The organism is Sinomonas sp. G460-2 (assembly GCF_047759905.1).
Classification (GTDB): domain Bacteria; phylum Actinomycetota; class Actinomycetes; order Actinomycetales; family Micrococcaceae; genus Sinomonas.
The window spans coordinates 1-7135 of record NZ_JBKZWT010000188.1 but is presented as its reverse complement, the minus strand read 5'-3'; the positions used below and the strand labels follow the sequence as shown (position 1 = coordinate 7135).

Annotated in this window: 8 protein-coding genes; 7 read left to right on the top strand and 1 reads right to left on the bottom strand. The window is 69.6% G+C overall.

What is annotated here, in order from left to right:
* Window positions 1-140 precede the first annotated feature (140 nt).
* From ACLN58_RS15260 to ACLN58_RS15230, 7 genes are all read left to right on the top strand, one after another.
* Entirely contained in the window at window positions 141-1013 is an 873-nt protein-coding gene (locus tag ACLN58_RS15260; RefSeq protein WP_415856108.1) for an N-acetylglucosamine kinase, read from the top strand.
* A gap of 118 nt (window positions 1014-1131) precedes the next feature.
* Complete coding sequence (locus ACLN58_RS15255) at window positions 1132-2259, top strand: ABC transporter ATP-binding protein (protein ID WP_415856107.1); 1128 nt, start codon at window positions 1132-1134, stop codon at window positions 2257-2259.
* Window positions 2259-2927, top strand: a complete 669-nt coding sequence (locus ACLN58_RS15250) for an ABC transporter permease (protein ID WP_415856106.1) — start codon at window positions 2259-2261, stop codon at window positions 2925-2927. Before ACLN58_RS15255 ends, ACLN58_RS15250 begins: the two co-directional genes overlap by 1 nt.
* Window positions 2924-3631: an ABC transporter permease gene (locus ACLN58_RS15245; protein ID WP_415856105.1), complete on the top strand. Its 708-nt coding sequence runs from the start codon at window positions 2924-2926 to the stop codon at window positions 3629-3631. Before ACLN58_RS15250 ends, ACLN58_RS15245 begins: the two co-directional genes overlap by 4 nt.
* The gene (locus ACLN58_RS15240) at window positions 3628-4584 is read left to right on the top strand and encodes an ABC transporter substrate-binding protein (protein WP_415856104.1); all 957 of its coding nucleotides are present in this window, start codon (window positions 3628-3630) and stop codon (window positions 4582-4584) included. The genes ACLN58_RS15245 and ACLN58_RS15240 overlap by 4 nt, the downstream gene beginning before the upstream one ends.
* 85 nt (window positions 4585-4669) lie before the next feature.
* Complete coding sequence (locus ACLN58_RS15235) at window positions 4670-5890, top strand: pyridoxal phosphate-dependent aminotransferase (protein WP_415856103.1); 1221 nt, start codon at window positions 4670-4672, stop codon at window positions 5888-5890.
* Window positions 5891-5917: 27 nt separating this feature from the next.
* Window positions 5918-6781: a polyphosphate kinase 2 family protein gene (locus tag ACLN58_RS15230; RefSeq protein WP_415856102.1), complete on the top strand. Its 864-nt coding sequence runs from the start codon at window positions 5918-5920 to the stop codon at window positions 6779-6781.
* Window positions 6782-6795: 14 nt separating this feature from the next.
* Here ACLN58_RS15230 and ACLN58_RS15225 read toward each other — a convergent pair whose 3' ends face one another.
* Window positions 6796-7041: an exodeoxyribonuclease VII small subunit gene (locus ACLN58_RS15225; RefSeq protein ID WP_415856101.1), complete on the bottom strand. Its 246-nt coding sequence runs from the start codon at window positions 7039-7041 to the stop codon at window positions 6796-6798.
* Window positions 7042-7135 lie beyond the last annotated feature (94 nt).

The window sequence follows — 7135 nt, the reverse complement described above, 5'->3', positions numbered from 1 at the left end:
CGAACAGTTCCCCAGGCAGGCCAGTGTCCATGCCCAGTACTCTAGGCGGCCGGCCGCGGGGCCAGCACTCAAGGCGGCCAGCGGCGGGGTCCGGCCAGTAGGCTGTGCGGGTGAACACAGCGAGCGCCCCGGTCGGGGCCATGATCGGCCTCGACATCGGGGGCACCAAGACGCGGGGCATCAAGGTCGTCGACGGCGAGGTGGTGGCCGATCGCGAGGCTGGAAGCGCCAACGTTCAGAACGTCACGCCTGAGCAGGCGGCGGCGCATCTCGCCGAGCTCTTCGGTGCGCTCGACGGCGGGGACGCGACCCGCGTGTTCGTGGGCTCGGGCGGGATCGACACCGAGGCCGACGCCGACGCCCTCGCCGCGCTCATTCGCCCGCACGCCCCGAGCGCCGAGATCACCGTGGTCCACGACTCGCGGCTTCTCCTCGCGGCGGGCCACGCCCAGACGGGCGTCGCGGTCATCGCCGGGACGGGCTCCGCTGCGTGGGGAACGAACGACGACGGCGAGGAGGCTCGGGCGGGCGGCTGGGGCTATCTGCTCGGGGACGAGGGGAGCGGCTATTGGCTCGCGCGCGAGGCCGTCCGGTACAGCCTCCACCGCATGAACCTCGGCCTCGAGCCGGACGCGCTCACCGAAGCGCTCCTGACGAGCACGGGGCTCTCGGCCCCCAACGAGCTCATCGCGCACTTCCACGCTCCCGCGACGGGCCGCCGCTACTGGGCGCAGCAGGCGCGCGTCGTCGTCGAGGCGGCGGACGCCGGCCACGCGGGCGCCGCCTTCATGCTCGAATCCGCGGCGCATGACCTTGCAAAAATGGCCGCTCAGGTCGCCCGGCAGCTCGGGATCGACGGTCCCGTGATCCTCGGCAGCGGACTGGGCATGAATGTGGGCAGGCTCCAGGACGGGTTCCGCGCCGCGCTCGTCGAGCTCGGCATCGAGGACGTTCGCGTGCTCGACCGCGATCCGGTGTTCGGCACGATCGATCTCGCCGCACGGGGTCGATGACGTCTTCGCAGGTGGGGCCCGGAAAAGCAGAGAGCATCCATCCCGTTCCGGTGTCAGGCATCGCTGGTAGGCTCGGCAGAGCCAGAGCAGTACAGGCCTGCCCCCAGCGAGGTTCAGCGTGACCGAAGCGATGATCGAGTTTCGCGAAGTGAGCAAGGTCTACGGCGGGACGACCGCCGTCGACCGTCTGAGCCTGAGCGTGCCGAAGGGTCAGATCACGGTCTTCGTGGGGCCGTCCGGCTGTGGGAAGACGACGTCGTTGCGCATGGTCAACCGGATGGTCGAGCCGACGTCCGGGACCATCACCGTGGACGGCCAGGACGCCGCGGCGCTTCCTGCCGCGAAGCTGCGCCGCTCGATGGGCTACGTCATGCAGGCCGCGGGGCTCATGCCGCACCGCACGGTCGTGGACAACATCGCGACGGTCCCGCGGCTGAACGGGGTGCCGCGCGGCCGGGCGAGGGCCCGCGCGCGGGAGCTGCTCGACGTCGTCGGCCTTCCGCAGGCCCTCGCCTCGCGGTTTCCTGCCCAGCTCTCGGGCGGCCAGCAGCAGCGTGTCGGCGTGGCCCGCGCGCTCGCCGCGGACCCGCCGGTGCTCCTCATGGACGAGCCGTTCAGCGCCGTCGACCCCGTGGTGCGGCACGAGCTCCAGCAAGAGCTCCTGCGGCTCCAGCGGGACCTCGGCAAGACGATCGTGTTCGTCACGCACGATATCGACGAGGCCGTGCTGCTCGGGGACCGCATCGCGGTGTTCGCCGTGGGCGGCCGCCTCGCGCAGGTGGCCGGGCCGGAGGAGCTACTGCGGGCTCCGGCAGATGACTTCGTGGCGGGCTTCGTGGGCCGCGACCGCGGCTTCCGGCATCTGGGCTTCTTCGACGACGCGGGGCTCGCGGTCGACGGCGCAGCGAGCGTCGGGCGCACGGAGCTGGGTTCGGTGCGGCTCGAGGAGTGGGCCGTGGTGGTCGACGACGACCAGCGCCCCGCGGGCTGGGCATCCCCGAACGCCCCTGGCTCGCTCATGAGCGGCGGATCCCTCCACCGGGCGGGCGGCTCCCTGCGCACTGCGCTAGACGCGGCGCTGTCCTCGCCTTCGGGGCGGGGCGTGGTCGTGGACGACGACGGCCGCTACCTTGGCACGGTCGGCGCCACCGCGGTCATCGCCCAGGCGGACCGACGCCGCGCCCAGGCCCAGCGTGAGCGGGCCTCGCGCGGCGCGGCGCCCGAGGCGGGGGAAGAGGCCGGCTGATGGAGTGGGCGATCGAGAACCTCGGCCGGATCCTCTCGCTGGGCGGCCAGCACCTCATCCTCGCCGTGGTTCCGCTGGCGCTCGGGCTCGTCATCAGCCTCCCCCTCGCGCAACTCGTGCGGCGCCACCCCGCGTGGCGCACCGTGCTCCTGACCGGGAGCTCGATCCTGTACACGGTGCCCTCGCTCGCGCTCTTCATCATCCTTCCCGTGGTCCTCGGAACGAGGATCCTCGACCCGATCAACGTCATCGTGGCCCTGACGGTGTACGCGGTCGCGCTCCTGGTCCGCTCGTCCCTTGACGCACTCGACTCTGTGGACGGAGAGCTGAGCCTCGCCGCGCAGGCGCTCGGGCACACGCCCGTCACCCGGTACTTCCAGGTCGATCTGCCCCTCTCGCTCCCTGTCCTCATTGCGGGCCTGCGGGCGATCTCTGTGAGCAACATCTCGCTCGTGAGCGTCGCGGCGCTCGTGGGCATGCCCAACCTCGGGATCCTGTTCACCGAGGGCCTCCAGCGGGACTTCGTCACGGAGATCGTCGTGGGGCTCGTCGCGATCCTCGTCCTCGCGCTCGTCATGGACCTCGCGCTCGTGCTCGTGGGCCGATTCCTCTCGCCGTGGGCCCGCCTCGCCGCGGGCGCCGGGCCCCGGAAGGCGGCGCGCGCATGAGCCTCATCGAACTCACGTGGGCGTGGCTCACGGATCCCGCCAACTGGTCGGGGTACGCCGGGATCCCGACTCGGCTCGGCGAGCACATCTTCTACACGCTCCTCACGGTGGTTATCGCCGCCGCCATCGCCCTTCCGATCGGTGCCTACGTGGGCCACACGGGCCGCGGCCGGGTCGTCGTCGTCGCGCTCGCCGGGGCGCTCCGTGCGGTGCCGACGCTCGGGCTGCTCGTCCTGTTCGTGCTGCTCGCCGGGATCGGCCTCATGCCGCCCATCTGGGCGCTCGTGATCCTCACGGTCCCGCCCATCCTCGCCGGGACCTACGCAGGCATCGCCGCCGTGGACCCCGTGGTCGTCGACGCGGCCCGCGCCCAGGGGATGCGCGAGCACCAGGTGCTCTTCGCTGTCGAACTCCCCAACGCCGTGCCCGTCATCTTCGGCGGCGTCCGCGCCGCCGTGCTGCAGGTCATCGCGACCGCGACCGTCGTCGCGTACACGAATCTCGGCGGGCTCGGCCGCTACATCTTCGACGGGCTCTCCCTCTCCGACTACCCCCAGATGCTCGGGGGCTCCGTGCTCGTCGCGGCGCTCGCGGTCGTCACGGACCTGGTTCTGGGCGCGCTCCTGCGTCTGTTCGGTCCCCGCTCGTCCTCCGCACGGAAGCTCCCCGCTCCCGAGGCGGTCGCACAGGAAGGAATGTCATGACCAGTCACTTCCCCTCGATTCCGCGTCGACGGGCGGTTACCGCGCTCGTCGCCGGGCTAGGGCTCAGTCTCGCTCTGAGCGCGTGCGGAGGCTCGTCCAATCCGCTCAGCACGGGCGGGGGCTCGGCGAGCTCCGGATCCAACAAGGCCCTCGTGATCGGCTCGGCCGACTTCACGGAGAGCCAGATTGTCGCCGAGCTCTACGCCGGGGCGCTCAACGCGGCCGGCGTCCAGGCCACCACGAAGCCCAATATCGGCGCCCGCGAGGTCTACTACAAGGCGGTCCAGGACGGCTCGGTCGATGTCGTCCCGGACTACACGGGCAACCTCCTCCTGTTCCTCGACCAGAAGGCCACCCAGGTTTCTGCCTCGGACATCGCGGGCGCCCTGCCGAACAAGCTCCCGAAGGGCCTCGCGATTCTCGACCCGGCCAAGGCCGAGGACAAGGACGCGATGGTCGTGACGAAGGCCACCGCCACGAAGTACTCGCTCTCGAGCATCGCGGACATGTCCAAGGTCTGCGGTGACCTCGTGATCGGTGCCCCGGCCACGTTCCAGCAGCGCGCCTACGGCCTGCCGGGGCTCAAGGACAAGTACAACTGTGTCCCCAAGCAGTTCCAGTCGTTCAGCGACGGCGGCGGGCCCGTGACGCTCAAGGCCCTCCTGCAGAACGAGATCCAGGTGGCCGACATCTTCACCACGACCCCCTCGATCCCGGACAACGACCTCGTGGTGCTCGATGACCCGAAGAACAACTTCATCGCCCAGCAGGTCGTCCCGCTCGTGAACACGTCGAACGTCTCCGACGCTGCGAAGAAGGCCCTCAACGCCGTCTCCGCGAAGCTCACCACGACCGATCTCATCAACCTCAACCGGGCCGTGAGCGGCAACCAGAAGCAGAGCCCGGCCGACGCCGCGAAGGCTTGGCTCAAGGACAAGGGCCTCGCCTCGTAGCGGACCCGCACGGCACGGATGCGTCACACAGGGTGTGAGCGGGATCTCAGGATGACCCGCCCACACCCTGTGGCATATTTGGTGAATGGCCGAATTCAAGCAGTCTTCCAAGCTTCATAACGTCCTCTACGACATCCGGGGACCGATCTTGGAGGCTGCCCAGCAGATGGAGGCCGAGGGCCACAAGATCCTCAAGCTCAACATCGGCAACCCGGCCCCGTTCGGCTTCGAGGCGCCAGACGCGATCCTCGTCGACATGATCCGCCACCTCCCGCACGCCCAGGGCTACAGCGACTCGCGCGGCATCTTCTCCGCGCGCACCGCGGTCTCGCAGTACTACCAGACGCGCGGCATCCAGAACATCGGCGTCGACGATGTCTACCTCGGCAACGGCGTGAGCGAGCTCATCACGATGTCGCTCATGGCGCTGCTCGAGCAGGGCGACGAGATCCTCGTGCCCACCCCCGATTACCCCCTGTGGACGGCGTCCGTCTCGCTCGCGGGCGGCCGGGCCGTGCACTACACGTGCGTCGAGGAGGCGGACTGGGAGCCGGACCTCGAAGACCTCGAAGCGAAGATCACGCCGCGCACCAAGGGCATCGTGGTCATCAACCCGAACAACCCGACGGGTGCGGTGTACTCCGACTCGACGCTGCGCCGGATCGTCGCGCTCGCTGAGCAGCACGGCCTCATTATCTTCGCGGACGAGATCTACGAGAAGATCCTGTACGACGGGCTGACTCACACGAACATGGCGTCGCTCACGGACGAGGACGTCCTGTGCCTCACCTTCAGCGGGCTCTCGAAGGCTTACCGCGTGTGCGGCTACCGCGCCGGCTGGATGGCGATCTCGGGCCCGAAGAAGGCCGCGGCCGACTATCTCGAGGGCATCAATCTGCTCGCGAACATGCGCCTGTGCGCGAACGTCCCCGCGCAGCACGCCATCCAGACCGCGCTCGGTGGCTATCAGAGCATCAACGACCTCATCCTCCCGGGCGGTCGGTTGCTCGAGCAGCGCAACAAGGCGTACGAGATGCTCAACGCGATGCCCGGCGTTTCGACGCGCCAGGCCAAGGGGGCCCTGTACCTCTTCCCGCGCCTCGATCCCGAGGTCTACCGCATCCGGGATGACGAGCGCTTCGTCCTGGATCTCCTGCGCGACCAGAAGATCCTCCTCTCGCACGGCCGCGCGTTCAACTGGATCGCCCCGGACCACTTCCGCATGGTCACGCTCCCTGCCGTCGCCGACATCGAGGAAGCGCTCGGGCGTATGGGCGAGTTCCTGTCGCGCTACGCCGGGAACTGATTCCGGGACCTGACTCGGGGAGAGGCGATGTCCAAGCGCAAGGCTGGCCACGGCTTCGTGGAGGCGCCCGAGGACCTCCTCGTCGTCGGGCCCGGATTCTCCCTCGCCGCCGTCGACCCCGGGTCGACCCCCGGATTCTCCGGCGGCAAGGCGCGCGGCGAGGAGATCCTCGCCGAGCGGGATCCCCACCTCGCCGATCTGCAGGAGCGGCTGTTCGCCGAAGGCCGCTCCGGGGGCCATCGCTCGCTGCTTCTCGTGCTCCAGGGGATGGACACCGCGGGCAAGGGCGGGATGGTGAGCCACGTCGTCGGAGCAGTGGACGTCCAGGGCGTGCAGCTTGCGGCGTTCCGCGCGCCGACCGAGGAGGAAAAGGGCCACGACTTCCTGTGGCGAATCGAGAAGGAGCTTCCTCGCCCGGGGATGCTCGGCTGCTTCGACCGCTCGCACTACGAGGACGTGCTCATCCACCGCGTGCACGGGTGGGCTGACGAGGCCGAGCTCGAGAGGCGGTATTCCGCGATCCAGGACTTCGAGCGACGGCTCCACGAGGGCGGGACCCGCATCCTCAAGGTCATGCTGCACATCGGCAAGGACGAGCAGAAGCGGCGGCTCGCCTCGCGGCTCGACGACCCCACGAAGTACTGGAAGTACACGCCGGGCGACCTCGCGGAGCGGAAGTACTGGGACGGTTACATGGACGCGTACCAGATTGCGATCGAGCGGACGAGTACCGCCTCTGCGCCGTGGTACGTCGTGCCCGCTGACAACAAGTGGTATTCCCGCATGGTCGTTCAGGAGCTGCTCGTCGCGGCACTCGAGCGCATGGACCCGCAGTGGCCCACCGCCGCGTTCGACATCGAGGAGGAGAAGCGGCGGCTCGCCGCGACCTGACCGCCGTGCGACGGCTAGGCGTTCGCCCCGGCCGCGTCCCCTCCCGCGGCGGGTTCGCGGCGCGCGGCGTCGAGCCGTCGGCGGGCGCCGTCGAGCCATTCCTCGCAGCGCTGGGCGAGGGCCTCTCCGCGCTCCCACAGGGCGAGCGACTCTTCGAGGCTCACACCGCCTGCCTCGAGCTTCGCGACGACCGCGACTAGCTGTTCGCGCGCCTCTTCGTAGCTCAGCTCAGCGAACTCGTCCTTCTGGGTGTCAGCCATGGGCCGTTCCTTCCTGTGCGGATAGCGTCTCAGTCGGGGCCGAATGGTCCCCGGGCAGGGGGAGTGGGCCCTCCGAGCGTGCGGCGAGGGCACC

Excerpts from the sequence above, each read along its gene's own strand:
- ACLN58_RS15230 (WP_415856102.1), top strand. The coding sequence starts at position 5,918 with ATGTCCAAGCGCAAGGCTGGCCACGGCTTCGTGGAGGCGCCCGAGGAC.
- ACLN58_RS15245 (WP_415856105.1), top strand. The coding sequence starts at position 2,924 with ATGAGCCTCATCGAACTCACGTGGGCGTGGCTCACGGATCCCGCCAAC.
- ACLN58_RS15225 (WP_415856101.1), bottom strand. The coding sequence starts at position 7,041 with ATGGCTGACACCCAGAAGGACGAGTTCGCTGAGCTGAGCTACGAAGAG.
- ACLN58_RS15260 (WP_415856108.1), top strand. The coding sequence starts at position 141 with ATGATCGGCCTCGACATCGGGGGCACCAAGACGCGGGGCATCAAGGTC.
- ACLN58_RS15250 (WP_415856106.1), top strand. The coding sequence starts at position 2,259 with ATGGAGTGGGCGATCGAGAACCTCGGCCGGATCCTCTCGCTGGGCGGC.
- ACLN58_RS15235 (WP_415856103.1), top strand. The coding sequence starts at position 4,670 with ATGGCCGAATTCAAGCAGTCTTCCAAGCTTCATAACGTCCTCTACGAC.
- ACLN58_RS15240 (WP_415856104.1), top strand. The coding sequence starts at position 3,628 with ATGACCAGTCACTTCCCCTCGATTCCGCGTCGACGGGCGGTTACCGCG.